The 18356-nt window shown below is 69.9% G+C and carries 13 protein-coding genes and 1 pseudogene; 7 read left to right on the forward strand and 7 right to left on the reverse strand.

Annotated elements, in window-relative coordinates; translation table 11 throughout:
• Positions 1–295: 295 nt before the first annotated feature.
• Positions 296–2032: an alpha-amylase family glycosyl hydrolase gene (locus BSZ39_RS08975; RefSeq protein WP_073717003.1), complete on the forward strand. Its 1737-nt coding sequence runs from the start codon at positions 296–298 to the stop codon at positions 2030–2032.
• Here BSZ39_RS08975 and BSZ39_RS08980 read toward each other — a convergent pair.
• The 6 genes and pseudogenes from BSZ39_RS08980 to BSZ39_RS13905 all read right to left on the reverse strand — a co-directional run bounded on the left by BSZ39_RS08980 (position 2029) and on the right by BSZ39_RS13905 (position 4451).
• Complete coding sequence (locus BSZ39_RS08980; protein ID WP_083603147.1) at positions 2029–2736, reverse strand: ATP-grasp domain-containing protein; 708 nt, start codon at positions 2734–2736, stop codon at positions 2029–2031. The two genes, BSZ39_RS08975 and BSZ39_RS08980, sit on opposite strands and share 4 nt — an antisense overlap.
• 20 nt (positions 2737–2756) lie before the next feature.
• Positions 2757–3362: a tyrosine/phenylalanine carboxypeptidase domain-containing protein gene (locus BSZ39_RS14265; protein WP_281247129.1), complete on the reverse strand. Its 606-nt coding sequence runs from the start codon at positions 3360–3362 to the stop codon at positions 2757–2759.
• Positions 3298–3546: pseudogene (locus BSZ39_RS15080) on the reverse strand (tyrosine/phenylalanine carboxypeptidase domain-containing protein); the annotation flags it as partial. The gene BSZ39_RS14265 and the pseudogene BSZ39_RS15080, both read right to left, overlap by 65 nt.
• Positions 3438–3902, reverse strand: a complete 465-nt coding sequence (locus BSZ39_RS14640; RefSeq protein ID WP_245792478.1) for a peptidase MATCAP family protein — start codon at positions 3900–3902, stop codon at positions 3438–3440. The pseudogene BSZ39_RS15080 and the gene BSZ39_RS14640, both read right to left, overlap by 109 nt.
• Entirely contained in the window at positions 3899–4315 is a 417-nt protein-coding gene (locus BSZ39_RS08990) for a hypothetical protein (protein ID WP_158025151.1), read from the reverse strand. Before BSZ39_RS08990 ends, BSZ39_RS14640 begins: the two co-directional genes overlap by 4 nt.
• Positions 4281–4451, reverse strand: a complete 171-nt coding sequence (locus BSZ39_RS13905; protein ID WP_158025153.1) for a hypothetical protein — start codon at positions 4449–4451, stop codon at positions 4281–4283. Before BSZ39_RS13905 ends, BSZ39_RS08990 begins: the two co-directional genes overlap by 35 nt.
• A 64-nt stretch (positions 4452–4515) precedes the next feature.
• Here BSZ39_RS13905 and smc point away from each other — a divergent pair, with 64 nt between their 5' ends.
• The 6 genes from smc (at position 4516) to BSZ39_RS09020 (ending at position 18075) form a co-directional block, all read left to right on the forward strand.
• Complete coding sequence (gene smc / locus BSZ39_RS08995; protein WP_073717005.1) at positions 4516–8091, forward strand: chromosome segregation protein SMC; 3576 nt, start codon at positions 4516–4518, stop codon at positions 8089–8091.
• Between the two features lie 41 nt (positions 8092–8132).
• Positions 8133–9275 (forward strand): signal recognition particle-docking protein FtsY, encoded by a 1143-nt coding sequence (gene ftsY / locus BSZ39_RS09000; protein WP_073717006.1) that lies wholly within the window; start codon positions 8133–8135, stop codon positions 9273–9275.
• Between the two features lie 57 nt (positions 9276–9332).
• Positions 9333–10931: a signal recognition particle protein gene (ffh, locus tag BSZ39_RS09005; protein ID WP_073717007.1), complete on the forward strand. Its 1599-nt coding sequence runs from the start codon at positions 9333–9335 to the stop codon at positions 10929–10931.
• Positions 10932–10938: 7 nt separating this feature from the next.
• Positions 10939–12093 carry an amidohydrolase family protein gene (locus BSZ39_RS09010; protein WP_073717008.1) on the forward strand — a complete coding sequence of 385 codons (1155 nt, stop codon included), beginning with the start codon at positions 10939–10941 and terminating at the stop codon, positions 12091–12093.
• A 254-nt stretch (positions 12094–12347) separates the two neighbouring features.
• Entirely contained in the window at positions 12348–17180 is a 4833-nt protein-coding gene (locus BSZ39_RS09015) for an Lhr family helicase (protein ID WP_073717009.1), read from the forward strand.
• Between the two features lies 1 nt (position 17181).
• A complete protein-coding gene (locus BSZ39_RS09020) occupies positions 17182–18075 on the forward strand; it encodes a DNA-formamidopyrimidine glycosylase family protein (protein WP_073717010.1) in 894 nt (297 codons plus the stop codon).
• Between the two features lie 86 nt (positions 18076–18161).
• Here BSZ39_RS09020 and BSZ39_RS09025 read toward each other — a convergent pair.
• Positions 18162–18356 (reverse strand): transposase (locus BSZ39_RS09025; protein ID WP_187343237.1); only part of this gene is annotated, 195 nt, incomplete at its 5' end.

The following is an 18356-nucleotide window of genomic DNA, read 5'->3' on the forward strand; positions in this document are numbered from 1 at the left end:
GTCACGAACTTCTGCAGGGTACTTACTCGGTGCAGGCATGTTCCTATCCTCTCGGTTAGATCAAACCCTCCACCACACCCGGGGCGATCCAGTTCACTGGTGGAACCACCAACGGCTGAATGGAAGTCTCGGCTACCGCACCCCAACAGAGGTCGAGCAGGTCTACGATCAGACCAGAGAGCCAACCAGGGCCCTCACATAATCATCGGAACGAAACCCAGGACGGTTCAAGAGCGGTGGCGCGGCAGTTTTTCGTTGCGGGCTGCCCCGCTATTAACCGTGAGGACGATAATCGATGAGTGAAGCACAACCGGGGATGGGCGCCTTTCCGATCGAGGGCGGCTACGTCTTTCGCGTCTGGGCGCCCAATGCCGACGCCGTACACGTCGTCGGCGATTTTAACGACTGGAATGAGTCCGCGAACGCGCTAGCCGATGAAGGCAACGGCCACTTCTACGGCGAGGTGCCGGGCGCGCAGACCGGTCAGGAATACCAGTTCATCATCACCAACGGCGAGAACTCGTTCTACCGCATCGACCCGCGCGCCGCGCGCGTGACGAACTCCGTCGGAAACGGCGTGCTCTATAACCACGCCGACTTCGACTGGCAGGACGACGACGCGTTCGACACCCCGCGCGCGCACCAGCTCGTCATCTACGAAACGCACATTGGCTCCTTCTTCCCCGCCGATGATTCCGGCGCGGACCTGAACGACCTCACCGGCAAACTCGGCTACCTGCGCGAGCTCGGCGTCAACGCGATCGAGCTCATGCCGCTCATGGAGTTCGCGGGCGATATCTCCTGGGGCTACAACCCCGCCCACATGTTCACCGTCGAATCCAGCTACGGCGGGCCCGACGCGCTGAAGACCTTCGTGCGCGAGGCGCACAAGAACGGCATCGCCGTCATCGTCGACGTCGTCTACAACCACTTCGGCCCCTCGGACCTGTCCATCTGGCAGTTCGACGGCTGGAGCGAAAACGACAAGGGCGGCATCTACTTCTACCAGGACTGGCGCTCGGCCACGCCCTGGGGCGATACCCGGCCCGACTACGGCCGGCGCGAGGTACGTGACTTCATCCTCGATAACGCCCGCATGTGGCTACGCGACTACCACATGGACGGGCTGCGGCTCGACATGACGCCCTACATGCGCGCCGGCAACGGCTTCGGCGACGATATCGAAGAGGGCTGGACGATGATGGGCGACGTGGCGCGGCTCGTGCGCTCGGAGTTCCCCGGCCGGCTCGCGATCGCCGAGGACCTGCACAACGACGCCGCCGTCACCGATCCGGCCGAAGGCGGCGGCGCGATGCACGCCCAGTGGGATAGCGAGTTCGTCCACCCCGTGCGGGCGGCCCTGACCACGCCCGACGATGGCGCGCGCTCCATCGATGCGCTCGCGGCAGCCATCACGCACGAATACCACCACCCCTTCGATCGCGTCATCTACACCGAATCGCACGACGAGGTCGCCAACGGTTCGGCGCGCGTGCCAAGCGAGGTCGATGAGGCCGATCCGACGGGCTGGGCCGCGCAAAAGCGCGCGACCCTGGGGGCGATCCTCACGCTGACCGCCCCCGGCATCCCGATGCTCTTCCAGGGCCAGGAGTTCCTCGAGGGCGAATGGTTCCGCGACACCGTGCCGCTGGACTGGGAGCAGGCCTGGGAGCTGCGCGACCTGACGCAAATGTTCCGCGACGTCATCTCACTGCGGCGCAACCTCTACGGCGAATCCATGGCGCTGCAGGGCTCGCAGACGAACATCATCATCGCCGATAACGAGGCGAAGGTGCTGGCCTTCACGCGCGGCACGATCGACGGCGTGGCGGCGCTCATCGCGGCGAACTTCTCCGCCGACGCCAAGCAAGTGCCGATCGATCTGCCGGGCAACTGGCGCGTCGTCTTTAACTCCGACGCGAGCCGCTACAGCCAGCTCTTTGGCAATCACGAAACGCCGGGCCTCGGCGAGGGCGGCGCGAACCAGCTGGATATCGCGCCCTACTCGGCCGTTATCTATCTCAACAACTAGACGCTCGCGAGGCGGGCGTTAGTGAGCTCGTTGCCGTAGTGGTCGCGGATCGCGATCTTGCGCTCCAGGTCCGCGATCACGGCGGGGGCGAAATCGACGTCGTAAAGCTGCTGGCAAGAGCCGAGCCCGCCGGGCGAGAAGACGTTGACCTCCATGAGCTTATCGCCGACGATGTCGAGCCCGACGAGGAACATCCCGTCGGCTTGGAGTTTGGGGCGCACGAGCTCGACGAGGTGCAGCATCTCCTCGGTGACCTTCACGGCCTGGGCCTTACCACCGCTCGACATGTTCGAACGCACATCCGAGCTGGAGGGCACCCGTCGGAAGGCCGCATAGGCATCGCCCACCTTCAGCGGCTGACCGTTCATGACGAACATGCGCACGTCGCCGTCCTTCGCCTCGGGCAGGTATTCCTGGGCGACGACGTAGCCGTCGCGCGAAATGGCCTCCACGATCTGGGCGAGGTTGGGCGATTCCTTGGTATTGACGAGGAAGACGCCCGAGCCGCCCGAGCCCTGCAGCGGCTTGAGCACCGCGCGGCCGCCGAGCTCGTCGACGAAATCGCGGATGCGCTCCTCATTGCGTGAGATCAGCGTGCGCGGGCGTACCGCCTCCGGGAAGTGTTGGAAGTAGGCCTTGGAGAGCGCCCCGGCGAGCGAAGTCGGATCGTTGACGACGAGGACGCCCGAAGACGCAATGAGGATGCGGCAAGAATGGTCGGGCGTTAGCTCTCGAGCGTCATGACGAGGCTCGCGAGGTCGGCGTCGGCGGCCGCGGTGAGGCGCTCGGCCATGAAGGGCTCCGTGACGTAGCGTGGGGTCGGGCGCGCGGGCGCGAGGATACCGCGCTCGGCGAGGTCACGCACGAGCGGCAGGTCCTGCAGCGCGAACTTGCCGAGCCACAGGTGTCCGAGGTTACCGTCCTCGCGCACGTGGGCTAGCAGGTCGACGAGGCCGCGCAGGTAGATGGCGTCCTTGGTAAAGCCGCCGCCGCGGTAGACGCGCATGACGGTGGTGTAGGCGCTCGCGGGCGTGAACTCGGCTGCGGTCAGGGCGTTGAAGGCCTCGCGGAAGCTGGCGCCGGCGAGCATCGCGTCGACGGCGAGCATCGCGTCGACGGTGAGCACGCGCGCCGCGAGCTGCCGCAGCCGCGAGCGAGTGAGGCCGCCGCAGGCGATCTCCGCGAGCAAGGCCAGGCCCTCCCAGGGTTTCGTCGTAGCGGGCCAGGCCCGCGGCGAGCAGCTTGATCGGCTGGTGGGCGCCGTTGACCTGCGTGACGAGGTGCGTGCCGACCTCGTGCTGCAGCAGCGCGTTCGCGCGCTCGCGAGCAATGTGCGCCGACTGGCTGATCATGAGCGTATCGCCGGCGACGAGGACGCCGACGACGTCGTCGCGCACCTCGGAGTTCATCGCGATGTCGCCGTCCTGCTCGCGGTAATAATCGAACTCTGCGAGCGCGAGCTCCCGAAATTCCTCGGCTTCGACGCTATCGGCGCGCGGCGCCTCTGGCGGCACGTCGGAAAGGAGGCGCGCAGCATCTCGATCTGCAGGCGCACATCGCGGGCCTTGGCACGCAGCAGTGAACCGAGCGATGGATCGGCGACGGCGTCAAAGGCGATGAAATTGAGCATCGCGTCGAGCACGTCCGGATCGGCGTCGAGGTCGCGGTAGGAAAACTCGGGCTCATCGACCTCGCCGGCGAGGAAGGGTTCGCGGATCTCCTCGGCGTTGTCGGGCGTGACATCGAGCAGAAAACGCATCGAGGAGGACAGCAGCGCGAGGGCGTGATCGACGGCGAGGTCGCCGGCGGCAAGCCCCGTCGCGGCGCCGCCCGGGCAATCGGTAGAAACCTGCGCGTCCTCCTCGCTCACGGCGCCTCCAGCTTGTCGAGCGCCGCGAGCGTGGCGGGCACCGTCTCGCGCAGGGCCGCGTTCAGCGCTCGCAGGTGCTCCTCGTCGGGAATGCCGTTCCACTCGTCCATGAACGTCTTTTTGAACTCGAGCGCGAGGACGGTGCCCGTCTCGGGGTAGTTCTCGTGCACCCACTGCGCGAGGTTGCCACCGAAAAAGCGTACGTTCTCGCGCACATCGAGCGTGCCCCACGGCACGCGCTGGGCCTGCAGCGCGCCCATAAATGCGGTGACGATGCCGCCGAAGCGCTCGGAGTTGAGCGAGCCGGTGCCGACGTTGACCTCGGGGTTATCGGCCTCGGGGGCGACGACGGTCTGCCCGAAGGTGAGCGGCAGGTGCTTAGCCAGGCCGACGTGCAGCACGTCCCAGGGCACCGCCGAGCCCGGCGCGGATCATCATCGCCATCGAGGCGCCGAACAGGATCTGGCCGATGACGAGATTGGTCAGCCGCCGCCCGAGCTTGCCGGCGCGCAACTGACCAAGCGGGGAAAGGTTCGCGAGCTCGGCCATCCTCTCCGGTGTAGGCGCGGCGCGATTTTCCGCAACGCACCACCCGAGCCGGTAAGCTCAAGGCGTGCATCTCAAAACGCTGACGCTGCGCGGCTTTAAGTCGTTCGCGTCTGCGACGACCCTGAAATTCGAGCCGGGCATCACGTGCGTCGTCGGGCCGAACGGGTCCGGCAAATCTAACGTCGTCGACGCCCTCGCCTGGGTCATGGGCGAGCAGGGCGCCAAGGCGCTGCGCGGCGGGAATATGGCCGACGTCGTCTTCGCGGGAACGAGCTCGCGGCCGGCGCTCGGGCGCGCCGAAGTTTCGCTCACGATTGATAACACCGACGGGGCGCTGCCGATCGACTACTCCGAGGTGACGATCTCGCGCACGCTGTTTCGCTCCGGCGGCTCGGAGTATGCGATCAACGGCACGGCGTGCCGGCTGCTGGACATCCAAGAGCTGCTCTCCGATACCGGCATGGGGCGCCAGATGCACGTCATCGTCGGGCAGGGGCAGCTCGACGCCGTGCTGCACGCCACGCCCGAGGAGCGGCGGGGCTTCATCGAAGAGGCCGCCGGCGTGCTCAAGCATCGGCGGCGCAAAGACAAGGCGCTGCGCAAACTCGAAACGATGGCCGGCAACCTCAACCGGCTAGAAGACCTGACGGCCGAGATTCGTCGCCAGCTTGGGCCACTCGCGCGGCAGGCCGACGTGGCGCGGCGCGCGCAGGTCATTCAGGCCGAACTGCGGGATGCAAAATCGCGGCTGTACGCCGATGACTATGCCCAGCTCGGAGCGCAGCTGGCCGCGGAGTCCGTCGGCGAGCGGGAACTGGCCGAAGAGCGGGCGGCGGCGCAGGCTGAGGTGACGCGACTGCGCACGTGGCTCGCCGACATGGAGGCCAGCGCGGCCGACGTGGCGCCTCGCGTGCGCACGGCCGCGGACACCGTCGTCGCGCTGTCAACGCTGCGCGAACGGCTCGGGTCCATCCACACGCTCGCGCGCGAGCGGGCCCGGTTCTTGGACGCCCCGCCGCCGACGCATGGCGGCCCGGACCCCGACGAGCTCGACCGCCAGGCGGCCAGTGCCCGCGCGGCCGAGACGGAACTGCACGGCGAGCAGGCCACGGCCGAGCAAGCGCTCGCGGTGGCCAGCACCGGGCGGGTGGCCGCCGAGGCTGCAGAGCGGGAGGCCGAGCACCGGCTCGCCGCCGTCCACCGCGGGGTCGCGGACCGGCGCGAGGGCCTGGCGCGCCTCGCCGGGCAGGTCGCGGCGCGCGAATCGCGGATCGAGGCCGCGCGCGCCGAGCAGGGGCGGCTTACCGAGTCCCTCGAGGCGGCCAAGCAGCGCGCCGCGCAGGCCGAGACGCAGTACACCGCGCTGGAACGTGAGATCGCAGCGCAGGGCGAAAGCGGCGGCGACCTCGAGCAGGCCCATGCCGCGGCGCTCGCGGCAGCGGAGGCGGCCGACAAGCACGCCAAGGAACTCGCCGACGCCGAACGCGCCGAGCGGTCCGCCGCCCAGGTCGCCCGCGCGCAGCTGGAGACGCTCGCGCTATCGCTCGGCCGCAAGGACGGCACCGCCCAGCTCGCCGCCGACGGCTTCGCCGACGCCCTCATCGAGCAGGCCATCACCGTCGCCGAGCCGTGGCGCGCCGCCATCGCCGCGGCGCTCGGGGAATTCGCCGATGCGGCGCTCGCGAGCGACCGCGACGCCACCCTGGCGGCGCTGGCACATGCGCGACAGGCCGGTGCGGGGCGGGTGCGCGTCGTTCACGGTTCCGGCGCGGCAGGAACCCCGGGTGGCGCCGACGCGGCAACAGATGCGGATACTGCACAGGAGCTGACGGCGGCCGTTAGCGCCGACGGCGTGCAGGCAGCCCTCGACGTCGTCGAGGTGAAGGACGCCGCCCACCGCGGCGCAATCGTGGCGCTGCTGGCTGATACGGTCCTCGTCGCGGAGCTGGCCGATGCCGCAGCGGTCGCCGCCGCGCACCCCCAGTTGCGGGTCGTCACCGCCGCGGGCGATGTCCTGCACGGGGCGCGCGCCACCGGCGGCGGCGAGGTCACCGGTTCACCCATCGAACTCCAAGGGCGCCACGACGAGGCCGCCGCCGCGCTCGCAGCGGCCGACGAAGCCGCGACGCGCCTGAAGTCCGAACGCGAGCAGGCCGATGCCGCGGCCGAGGCGGCCCGGCGCGAGGTCGCCGCCACCCTGTCTGCCGTGCGGAGCGCGGACGCGCAGGCCGCCCAAGCCAACCAGAAACTCGCCCAGCTCGCCGCGACGCTGCGCTCGGCGCAGGCCGAAGTGGAACGCTCCGGGCCCGCGATCGCCCGCCTCGATGAGGAACTTCAGGCCCACGACGCCGAGCTCGCCGAACTGCGCGAGCGCCTCGTCGTCGCCGAAAAAGAGCCCCAGGATGCCGAAGCGGATCTGGCCGCGGCGCAGACCGCCCGCGATGGTGCGGCGCAATCCGCCACCGACGCCCGGCGGGCCGAAACCGACGCTCGCCTCCAACTGCGCACCGTGCAGGAGCGCATCGCGGCGCTCGCGGGCCGCGCGAAACAGCTCGAGGAGGCCGCCGAGGCCGAGCGCACGACGCGTCGCCGCGCCGAGGAGCGCTACCGCCGCCGGGAAGCCGCCGCCCACGTCGCCGATCAGGTGCGCGCCGACGCCGACGCGGCCCTGCAGGCGATCGCGATCTCACTCAATCGGGCGCAGGCCGAGCGCGCCGACGCCGAAGCAGCCCAGGCCGAATACCACCGCGAGCTTGCGGGCGTGCGCGCGAGCATCGACGCCGCCACGACGCGGCTGACCGAACTCACCGACGCCGCACACCGCGAGGAGCTCGCGCGCGCCGAACTCACCATGCGCCTGGAATCGCTCGCGGAACGCATCCGCGAGGAACTCGCCGTCGACGCCGACACCCTCGTCGAGGAATTCGGCCCGCACCTGCCGATCGTCGAACTCGCGACGGACAAGGACGGCGAGGAGGTGCGCGTCGAAAAGCCCTACGTGCGTGAGCAGCAGGAAAAGCGTTTCAAACGCGCCGAGCGGGACGTCGCGCGCCTCGGCAAGATCAACCCGCTTGCCCTGGAGGAGCATGCGGCGCTGAACGAGCGCCACGAGTTCCTCACCAGCCAGGTCGCGGACATCAAGAAGTCGCGCGCCGACCTGCTGCGCATCGTCGCCGAAATCGACGAGCGCGTCGAGCGCGTCTTCACCGAGGCATACGCCGACACCGCGCGCGAGTTCGAGGGCGTCTTCGACCGGCTGTTCCCGGGCGGCGAGGGGCGTCTCGTCCTGACGGACCCCGACGACATGCTCACGACCGGCATCGAGGTCGAGGCGCGGCCCGCGGGCAAGAAGGTCAAACGCCTGTCGCTGCTGTCCGGCGGGGAGCGCTCGCTCACGGCGATTGCGCTACTCGTCGCGATCTTTAAGGCGCGCCCGTCGCCGTTTTACGTCATGGACGAGGTCGAAGCGGCGCTCGATGATCGCAACCTCGACCGCCTGCTTTCCATCTTCACCGAGTTGCAGCACGACTCCCAGCTCATCGTCATCACGCACCAAAAGCGGACGATGGAGGTCGCCGACGCGCTCTACGGCGTCTCGATGCGCGACGGCGTGTCGGCCGTCATCTCCCAGCGCCTGTAGCAGCGTTTGGGTGAGGCGCCCTCGTCGGCGACAATGGAGGCATGACTGGCCAAGATTACGCCCTCATTGCCGGACTCGTTGTCATCCTTATTCTCGGTCTTATCGCGTTCGTGGTGGGCGTGCGCCGCTCGCGCTCGACGCAGCTGCCGCCCGATGAGACCAGCCCGTTCCCGGGCGGAAAGGGCGCCGATACCCGGGAGCGTGATGCCCCGCCGCTCGGCACGACGACGCCGACGCTGGAGCGCCCGGAGGCCGCCGGCACCCGCTTCCAGCGCTTAAAGGCCCGCCTGTCGCGCTCCGGCGCGCTCGGCAACACGCTGCTCGCGATCCTCTCGCGCGGCGACCTGCGCGAGGAGGACTGGGAGGAGATCGAAGAGACGCTCCTCATGGCTGACCTCGGCCTTGGCCCGACGACCGAACTCATGGACCACCTGCGCACCGAGGCGAAGGTCCTTGGCACGACCGATCCGGAACGCATCCGCGAGGTGCTGCGCGCCGAACTGCTGCGGCTCGTCGACCCGACGATGGACCGCAGCTTGCACGTTCAGGAGGTCGTCGGCGACGACGGCGACAAGCACCCGGCATCGATCCTCGTCGTCGGCGTCAACGGCGCCGGTAAGACGACGACGGTCGGCAAGCTCGCGCGCGTGCTCGTCGCCGAAGACCATTCCGTCGTCCTCGGCGCGGCCGACACCTTCCGCGCCGCCGCCGTCGAACAGCTGGCCACGTGGGGCGAGCGCGTCGGCGTGCCCGTCGTGAAAAGCGACAAGGAGGGCGCCGACCCGGCCTCGGTCGCCTTCGAGGCCGTGCGGCAGGCCGCCGCCGATCAGGCTGACGTCGTCCTCGTCGATACCGCCGGCCGCCTGCAAAATAAGTCCCACCTCATGGACGAACTCGGCAAGATCAAGCGCGTCATGGGCCGCGCCGCCCCCGTGCGCGAGGTGCTGCTCGTACTCGACGCGACCACCGGCCAAAACGGCATGCGCCAGGCGCAGGTCTTCTCCGATGCCGTCGACGTCACCGGCATCGTGCTGACCAAACTTGACGGCTCCGCCAAGGGCGGCATCGTCGTCGCCGTGCAGCGCGAGCTCGGCGTGCCCGTGAAGTTCGTCGGGCTCGGCGAAGGTGCCGACGACCTCGCACCGTTCGACCCCGAGGGCTTCGTCGACGCGATCCTGGCCTGACCAAGGCCTTAGACTGTTGGGCAGATTAGCCCACCGACCGCAACTAGAGGACTCTACGTGTTCGCAACCCTGTCCGACCGGATTACCGACTCCTTTAAAAACCTCAAAGGCAAGGGGCGGCTGACCGACGCCGATATTGATACGACGATCGGCGAGATCCGCCGCGCGCTGCTCGACGCCGACGTCGCGCTGCCGGCGGTGCGGGCGTTCACCTCGCAGGTGCGCGAAAAGGCGCGTGGGGCGGAGCTGTCCGCGGCGCTGAACCCTGGCCAGCAGATCATCAAGATCGTCAACGACGAGCTCATCCAGATCCTCGGTGGGTCCACGCGCGAGCTGCATTTTGCCAAGAGTGGCCCGACGGTCATCATGCTCGCGGGCCTGCAGGGCGCCGGTAAGACGACGCTCGCCGGCAAGCTCGGTAAGTGGTTGCGTGAGGCGGGGCATACACCGCTGCTCGTGGCCTCCGACCTGCAGCGCCCGAACGCCGTGATGCAGCTGCAGGTGATTGGCGAGCAGGCCGGCGTGCCCGTGTGGGCGCCCGAGCCCGGTAACGGCGTCGGCAACCCGGTCGAGGTCGCGCGCTCGGGCCTCGCGACCGCCAAGTCGCGGCTGCATGACGTCGTCATCGTCGACACCGCAGGACGTCTCGGCGTCGACGAAGAGATGATGCAGCAGGCGATCGATATTCGCGACGCCGTCAACCCCGACGAGATCCTCTTCGTGCTCGACGCGATGATCGGCCAGGACGCCGTCCACACCGCCGAAGCATTCCGCGACGGCGTCGGCTTCACCGGCGTCGTCCTGTCCAAGCTCGACGGCGATGCGCGCGGCGGTGCGGCGCTGTCGGTGCGGACCGTCACCGGCGTGCCCGTGCTGTTTGCGTCGACGGGCGAAAAGCTCGGCGATTTCGAGCGCTTCCACGCCGACCGCATGGCGTCGCGCATCCTCGACATGGGCGACGTTCTCACCCTCATCGAACAGGCCGAGAAGGCCTTCGACGAGGGCGAGGTCGAGAAGATGGCCGAAAAGCTCGGGCGAGGCGAATTCACGCTCGACGACTTCCTCAAGCAGCTCGGCCAGCTGCGGCGCATGGGCTCGATGAAGAAAATGCTCGGGATGCTCCCCGGCATGGGCCAGCTGCGCGACCAGCTCGATAACTTCGATGACCGCGAGGTCGACCGCATCGAGGCCATCGTACGCTCGATGACGCCCGCCGAGCGCGCCAACGTCAAGATCCTCAACGGCTCGCGGCGCTCGCGCATTGCGCGCGGTTCGGGCACGACGGTGACCGAGGTCAACGGGCTCGTCGAACGCTTCTTGCAGGCCAAGACGATGATGGAGTCGATGGCGCGCGGTGGCCCAAGCATGGGTGGCGTGCCCGGCATGGGAGGCATGCCCGGGATGGGCAACATGCCTGGCATGGGCAAGAAGGCGCGCGGACGCCAGGCGCCGCAAAAGAAGCGCCCCAAGGGCAAGTCCGGCAACCCGGCTAAGCGCGCGCGGCAGGAGGCCGAGATGGAGCGCAAGCTGCGGGCCAAGGCCGAAGAGGCCGCGAAGCCGAAGGCAAAGGGCTCGAGCTTCGGGCTCGGCAAGCAGACCGCGCAGGCGTCGCAGTTCGAGGTGCCCGAGGGCCTCGAGAAGTTCCTCAAGAAATAGGCCGGCCGTGGCGCGCGTCGTGGCTCTCGCGGGCCGGGTGGTGCTCAACAGCGGCGAACACGTCGATCGGGCGTGGCTCGTCGACGGGCGACTGAGCCTCGCGGATCCGTTCGACGATCCGAGCGACGCGGCAGCTGGCGTCGTGCAGGAGCTAGTCGGCTGGTTCTACCCGGGCCTCGTCGATGTCCACTGCCACATCGGGCTCGGTGACGCGGGCCCCGTCGACGAAGAGACCGCGCTCGCGCAGGGACGGGCGGACCTTGCCGCGGGCACGCTGCTCGTGCGCGACTGCGGCGTGCAGGCCGATACGCACTGGCTCGATCGGCACACCGACGTCCCCGTCATCGTGCGCGCCGGGCAGCATATCGCGCGGCCGAAACGCTATCTGCGCAACCTCGCCGTCGAGCTCGATGATCCGTCACAGCTGCCGGAAGAGGTCGCGCGGCAGGCGCGCGCGGGCGATGGCTGGGTGAAGATCGTCGCCGACTGGATCGATCGCTCCGCGGGAGCAGACGCCGTCGTCGCACCCCTGTGGGATCCGGCCGTCCTTGCCGACGCGATCGCCGCGGCGCATGAGGCCGGCGCGCGCGTCACCGCCCACACGTTTTCGACCGAGGCAATCGGAGCGCTGCTCGACGCCGGCATTGACTGCCTCGAACACGGCTCGGGCATGCAAGACGAACACATCGCCGAAGCAGCCCGTCGCGCCATCCCCGTGACGCCGACGCTCGTGCAGTCGGATAACTTCGCCGACTTCGCCGACGCGGGCGGCGCGAGGTTCCCCGCCTATGCGGCGCAGATGCGCTGGCTGCACGAGCGACGCTTTGCGCTGCTGCGGCGCTTCCTCGACGCCGGGGTGCAGATCCTTGCGGGGTCGTACGCCGGCGGGAGCCTCGCGCACGGCACACTGCCGCGCGAGCTCGGGCTGTGGGTCGATGCGGGGCTGGATGCGCATGCGGCGCTCGAGTTTGCGTCGTGGCGGGCGCGGGCGTATCTCGCGTCGGGGCCGGGCAGCGCCGGCGAGCGCGCCGGGCGCACCGGGCTGGTGGACGGCGAGCTGGCCGACGTCGTGCACTATGCCGACGACCCGGCCGACCTGCTCGCCGCGGGCGCGCTTTCGCCGATGACAGTGATCCGCACAGGCGAGGTCGTCACGCCCTAGGCGCGCGAGGCAGCGGCTTTCTCTCGGTTCGCGGTGGCGGATTCTGGCGAGTTCCCGGTGGTTTATTCTGCGGGTATTCCGGTGGCACGCTCGGTGGACGTTTCCTTGGCGGGCGCGAATCTTCCGGTTCGGAAGTCCTGGTGCGAGTTTTTCGTGGGCGGTCCGGCTTTGGCTCCGCGGGCGAGTAGTGATCTCTGGACGCTGATCGGTTCCGCCGGGACGCGGCGAGCTCCGCGCAGCGTTAGGGTGGCGACATGACGGATGAGGCACTCGCGAGCTTCAGCGCGGTGACGCGCCACTGGTTCGGCGCGGTGTTTCGCGAGCCGACGCCCGCCCAGGCCGGGGCGTGGGAGGCGATCGCGCGCGGCGAGGATACGCTCGTCGTCGCCCCGACGGGCTCCGGCAAGACGCTCGCCGCATTCCTGTTTGCGCTCGACCGCACGCTGCTGCCGGGCGCTGCCGAGGGGACATCGGCGCGGGCTGGCGCAGGTGCTGGCGCGGAGGCGAGGGAGGGCTCGGAGGGGTCGCCCGGCGGGGTGCAGGTCATCTATCTATCGCCGCTGAAGGCGCTCGGCACCGATATTGAGCGCAACCTGCGCTCGCCGCTCGTCGGGATCGCCCGCGCTGCCAGTCATCACGGCCAGGCGACACGCGAGGTGCGCGTCGGCATTCGTACCGGGGATACGACGCCGGCCGAACGGCGTCGGCAGCTTTCCGATCCGCCGGACATTCTTATCACGACGCCCGAGTCGCTCTACCTGCTGCTGACGAGCAGTGCGCGCGAGGGGCTGCGCGACGTGCATACGGTCATCGTCGACGAAATTCATGCGGTGGCCGGCACGAAACGCGGCTCGCACCTGGCCGTCTCGCTCGCGCGGCTCGACGCGATCCAGCGCGGGCCAGCGCCGCAGCGCATCGGGCTGTCGGCGACCGTGCGGCCCGTCGATACCGTGGCGCGGTTTTTGGGCGGGGCGCGGCCGGTCACCGTCGTCGATCCTGCGTCGCCGCGCGCCATCGACCTCACCGTGCGCGGGTCCGTGCCCGATATGACGGACCTCGCCGGTGGACCTGCGCTTGCGGACGCCGGGCAGTCGGCTGCGGGCGCCGGGGTGCCGAGCGTCGGGCAGCTCGTCGACCCGCGGCTCGCGTCGGCCACCGTGGGCGAGAAGAGCGCGAGTGAGGGTGCAGGTGCGGACGAAAGTGAGAGTGCGGGTGAGGATGCAGTCGCAGGTGCATCGGAGGCGGAGGCGCGGCCGGGGTCGATCTGGCCCTACCTCGAGGCGCACATCGCCGAGCTCATCGGCCAGCACCGCTCCACCATCGTCTTTACCAACTCGCGCGGGCAGGCCGAGCGGCTCACCGCGCGCCTGAACGAACTTGCCGAGGCACCCATCGCGCGGGCACACCACGGGTCCGTGTCCAAGGAGCAGCGCGCCCAGATTGAGGATGCGCTCAAGGCCGGTGAGCTCACGTGCGTCGTCGCGACGAGTTCGCTCGAGCTCGGCATCGACATGGGCGACGTCGACCTCGTCATCCAGGTCACGACGCCGCCGTCGGTCGCGTCGGGCCTGCAGCGCGTCGGGCGTGCCGGGCATCAGGTCGGCCAGACCTCGCGCGGCGTGTTCTTCCCGACGCATCGCGCCGACGTCGTCGCGTCAGCCGTCGTCGTGCAACGCATGCGTGACGGCCAGCTGGAGGAGTTGCGGACCCCGGCAAATCCGCTCGATATTTTGGCGCAGCAGACGGTCGCGGCCGCCGCGATGGAGGACCTCGACGTCGACGCCTGGTTTGCGCTGCTGCGCACCACGGCGCCGTTTGCGAACCTGCCGCGCGCGCTGTTTGAGGCGACGCTTGACATGCTCGCCGGGCGCTACCCGTCCGATGAGTTCGCCGAGCTGCGGCCGCGCATCGTGTGGGACCGCGCCGCCGGGGTACTGAGCGGGCGGCCCGGGGCGCAGCGCCTGGCCGTCACCAGCGGCGGCACGATTCCCGACCGCGGGCTGTTTCCCGTTTACCTCGCCGGTGGCGACGACGATGGGGAGAAACGGCGCGCGCCGCTGCGGGTCGGCGAGCTGGACGAGGAAATGGTCTACGAATCGCGCACCGGGGACGTTATTGCACTCGGTGCGTCGAGCTGGCGCATCACCGAAATCACGCACGACCGCGTCTCCGTCATTCCCGCGCCCGGTCTGCCCAGCAAGGTGCCGTTCTGGCACGGCGAGGGCGGCGGGCGGCCGGCGGAGCTCGGGGAGGCGATCGGCGAGTTTGTGCGGACCGTTGGTGAGCGCGGGAGTGGCAGCCGGGGCGGCGTCAGCGATGATCTGGACAACGACGCGCGCGCGAACCTCACCGACTATCTCGCCGAGCAGCGCGCCGCGACCGGGACGCTGCCGAGCGATCGTACCCTCGTCGTCGAACGGTTTGAGGACGAACTGGGCGATTGGCGCGTCGTGCTGCTCTCGCCATACGGCCTGAAAGTGCATGCGCCGTGGGCGCTCGCGATCGGGGAGCGCATCGAGGAGGCATACGGCACGGCGGGCGACGTGCAGGCGAGCGACGACGGGATTGTGCTGCGGCTGCCGCGTACCGATGCGCCGCCGGAGATTGCGCCGCTCATCAGTTTTGAGCCAGGCGAGATCGAGGACGTTGTCGTGCGCCGGCTCGGCGCGTCCGCGCTGTTTGCCGCGCGGTTCCGCGAGTGCGCGGCGCGCGCCCTGCTGCTGCCGCGGCGCTATCCGGGCAAGCGTTCACCGTTGTGGCAGCAGCGTCGGCGTAGCGCGCAGTTGCTCGACGTCGCGCGCGGATATCCCGATTTTCCGATCATTTTTGAGACGCTGCGCGAATGCCTGGCCGACGTGTACGACGTGGCGGCGCTGGCGCGGCTGCTCGCGCGGATCGCGGCGCGCGAGGTGGCCGTCGTCGAGGTGGAGACGGCGTCGGCCTCGCCGTTTGCGCAGTCGCTGCTGTTTAGTTACGTCGGGCAATTCTTGTACGAGGGCGATCAGCCGCTCGCCGAGCGCAAGGCGGCGGTGCTGGCACTCGACCAGGGGCTGCTCGACGAACTGCTCGGGCGCGCGCGGCTGCGGGAGCTCTTTGACGCCGACGTCATCGTCGCGGTCGAGGCGGACCTGCAGCGCCTCAGTACCAAGCGGCGGCTCGCGGGCGGGGCGGAGGCCGTCGCCGACCTGCTGCGCCTCCTCGGACCGCTGTCCGCAGACGAGCTCGCCGCGCGGCTTCAGGGCCCGGACGGGAGCGGCGCAGACGCCGACGATGCAACTGCTGCGGCGACCGCGGCCGCGTGGGCCGACGAGCTCGTGGCGCAATCCCGCGCCGTGCTTGTGCGGCTCGCGGACAGCGAGGTGTACGTCGCGATCGAAGACGCCGCGCGCACCCGCGACGTTTACGGCGTCGTCCTGCCGCCGGGCGTTCCGCGCACGTTCCTCGAGCCCGTCGCCGAGCCGCTGCGCGATGTCGTCGCCCGTTATGCCCGCACCCACGCGCCGTTCACGCTCAAGGGAGCGGCGGCGGACCTCGCGCTCGCACCGGGCGTCATCGAGCATGCCCTCGTTGCCTTGAAGGACGCGGGCCGCGTCACCGACGGCGAATTCACGCCCGGCATCGACGGCGTCGAGTGGGTGGACACGAGGGTGCTCGCGCAGATCCGGCGCCGCTGCCTGGCAGTCCTGCGCAGCGAGGTCGAACCCGTCGACCAGCGCGCCTATGCGCGTTTCCTGCCGGCCTTTCACCACCTCGAGGCACCGCTTACCGGCACCGACGGGCTGCTGACCGCCATCGACCAGCTCGCCGGCGTCGCGCTGCCGGCCTCGGCATGGGAGTCGCTCGTGTTGCCGCCGCGCGTCGCCGATTATGCCCCGCACCTGCTCGACGCGGCCCTGGCCACCGGCGAGGTCATCGTCACCGGCGCCGGGCGGCTCGGCGCCGACGACGGCTGGATCGCCTTCCACCTCGCCGAGGCGGCGGACCTCACGCTCGCCGAGCCCACCGAGGAGCCGGCCGGGCTCGCCGCACGCATCTGCGACGTGCTGGCCGGCGGCGGCGGATTCCGCCACGGCGAAATCCTGCAGGCCCTTGCCGACGCGGGGGAGCGGGCCAGCGGTGAGGACGTCACGGACGCGCTGTGGGAGCTGTTCTTTAGCGGGCACGTGACGAACGATTCACTCGCCGCGCTGCGTTCGCGTCTGCGACGCGGGGGCACCCACCGCGCGAAGTCCGCCCCGCCGTCGCGGCGCAGCAGCCTGCGCCGGGGTGCGGGCCGACTGCGGCCGCCGCGGCTGGCACGGGGGAGTTTGTCGACGACGAACGTCGCGGGCAGCCTCGCCGTCGCTGTCGAGCAGGCCGCGGGGCGCTGGTCGCTTGTCCGCCGGGGCGAGCTCGAGGCCCACATCCGGGCGAGCGCGACGGCCGAGCTCATGCTCGACCGCCACGGCGTCGTCACCCGCGGCTCGCTGCTGCGCGAGGACGTGCCGGGCGGGTTCGCGGCGCTCTATCGGGTGCTTGCGACGCTTGAGGACGCCGGCAGCGTCCGCCGCGGCCACTTCATCGCACACCTCGGCGGCGCCCAGTTCGCCCACGCGGCAACCGTCGACCTGCTACGCGACGCCGCCCGCGCCGACGGGACCGCCAACGACGCGGAGGCCGCCCGCGAGACGGCCGACAGCGGCGCGCCGCCCATCAGGACGCTCGCCCTCGCCGCCTCGGATCCCGCGAACGCCTACGGTGCGGCGCTCGCCTGGCCGGAGCCCGTTTCCGTCGACGACGAGGCCCCGCGCCACCGTCCCGCCCGCCGCGCGGGTGGCGTCGTCATCCTGCATGGCGGCGACCTACTCGCCTATATCGAGCGCGGCGGCAGATCGCTCCTGATTTTCACCGACGACGCCTCCGCGTTCGCCGATCTCGGCCCCGCGATCGCGCGCGTTGTCGCGGCCGGGGCCCTGGCCCGCGTGACGATCGAGTCGGTCGCCGGCGTGCCCATACTCTCCCGCCACCCGCTCGCCGCAGCAGTCAAGGACTCGCTCACCGCGGCGGGCTTCACCGCGACACCGAAGGGGATGCGCCTGCGCGCCTGACATGCCCGAGGGAGATACCGTCTTGCAGACCGCCGCCCGTCTGCACCACGTGCTCGCTGGCCAGCACCTTGTGCGTTCCGAATTCCGCGTACCGCAACTCGCGACGACGGACCTCGCCGGTTGGCACGTGCGCGAGGCGATCCCCGTCGGCAAGCACCTGCTGATCCGCCTGCGCGCACCCGAATCACTCCCGTCGGGCACCGCCCGGCCGACTCGCGACTTCACGCTACATTCGCACCTCATGATGGACGGCATGTGGCGGTTTTCCGACGTTACACGCCCCGCGCCCCGTAGTTTCCGCATCCGCGCGCTGCTCGAGACCGCGACCTCCCGCGCCTACGCCGAGGACGTCCAGGCTTTCGCACTCATCCCCACCGCCGCAGAGGGCGAACTCGTCGGCCACCTTGGACCCGACCTGCTCCACCCGAACTTTTCCGACGCCGACGTCACGATGGCGCTTACGAACCTGCGCTGCCACCCGGCGCGCGCCGTCTCGTCGGCCCTCATGGATCAGCGCAACCTCGCCGGAATCGGCAACATCTACCGCAACGAGACGCTGTTCGTTTCGGGCCTGCCGCACACGGTCCGCGTCGGCGACCTGCCGGACGACGTCCTCCTCGACGTCATCCGCACCGCGCACTGGCTGCTTGACCTCAACAGGTTCCGCCTACCGCGTTCGACGACAGGCCTCGCGCCGTGCGCGGGGGACTCGATGTGGGTCTACTCGCGCGGGGGACGCCCCTGTCGGAGGTGCGGCACTGCCATCCGCAGCGGCGAAATCGACGACGCCATCCTCGCCCTTGACGACGATAACGTGCCCACGGCGCGCGACGGTCGCCCGCAGAAAATGCGCTTCATCTGGTGGTGCCCCAGCTGCCAGCGCGAGCGGCGCTAGAGCGCGCCGCTCGCTGAACTCTGTCGTTGTGGCGGGGTCATGGTGGGTCTGTCCGATGAACGGTGTGTAGGGTCCGGCGGTTTTCATTAGTGGGTGGTCCTCTCGAACCGTCCGGCGAAGGTGATCGGATGCGCGTTCAGCGCGGGCTTCCACCTCATCGCCCAGCGTGCCCGGCCTCCGCCGCTGGGGTCAAGCGACCGCGTGACGAGATACAGGCACTTGATCGCCGCGGCCTCGTTCGGGAAGTGCCCGCGAGCCCGGACCGCCCTGCGGTATCTCGC

This window comes from Bowdeniella nasicola (assembly GCF_001907295.1).
GTDB classification, from domain to species: domain Bacteria; phylum Actinomycetota; class Actinomycetes; order Actinomycetales; family Actinomycetaceae; genus Bowdeniella; species Bowdeniella nasicola.

Bases quoted from the DNA above. Each gene is read 5' to 3' on its own strand.
- BSZ39_RS08975 (WP_073717003.1), top strand. From the start codon at position 296: ATGAGTGAAGCACAACCGGGGATGGGCGCCTTTCCGATCGAGGGCGGC.
- BSZ39_RS13905 (WP_158025153.1), bottom strand. From the start codon at position 4,451: ATGGCCGAGCTCGCGAACCTTTCCCCGCTTGGTCAGTTGCGCGCCGGC.
- ftsY (WP_073717006.1), top strand. From the start codon at position 8,133: ATGACTGGCCAAGATTACGCCCTCATTGCCGGACTCGTTGTCATCCTT.
- BSZ39_RS09015 (WP_073717009.1), top strand. From the start codon at position 12,348: ATGACGGATGAGGCACTCGCGAGCTTCAGCGCGGTGACGCGCCACTGG.
- BSZ39_RS09020 (WP_073717010.1), top strand. From the start codon at position 17,182: ATGCCCGAGGGAGATACCGTCTTGCAGACCGCCGCCCGTCTGCACCAC.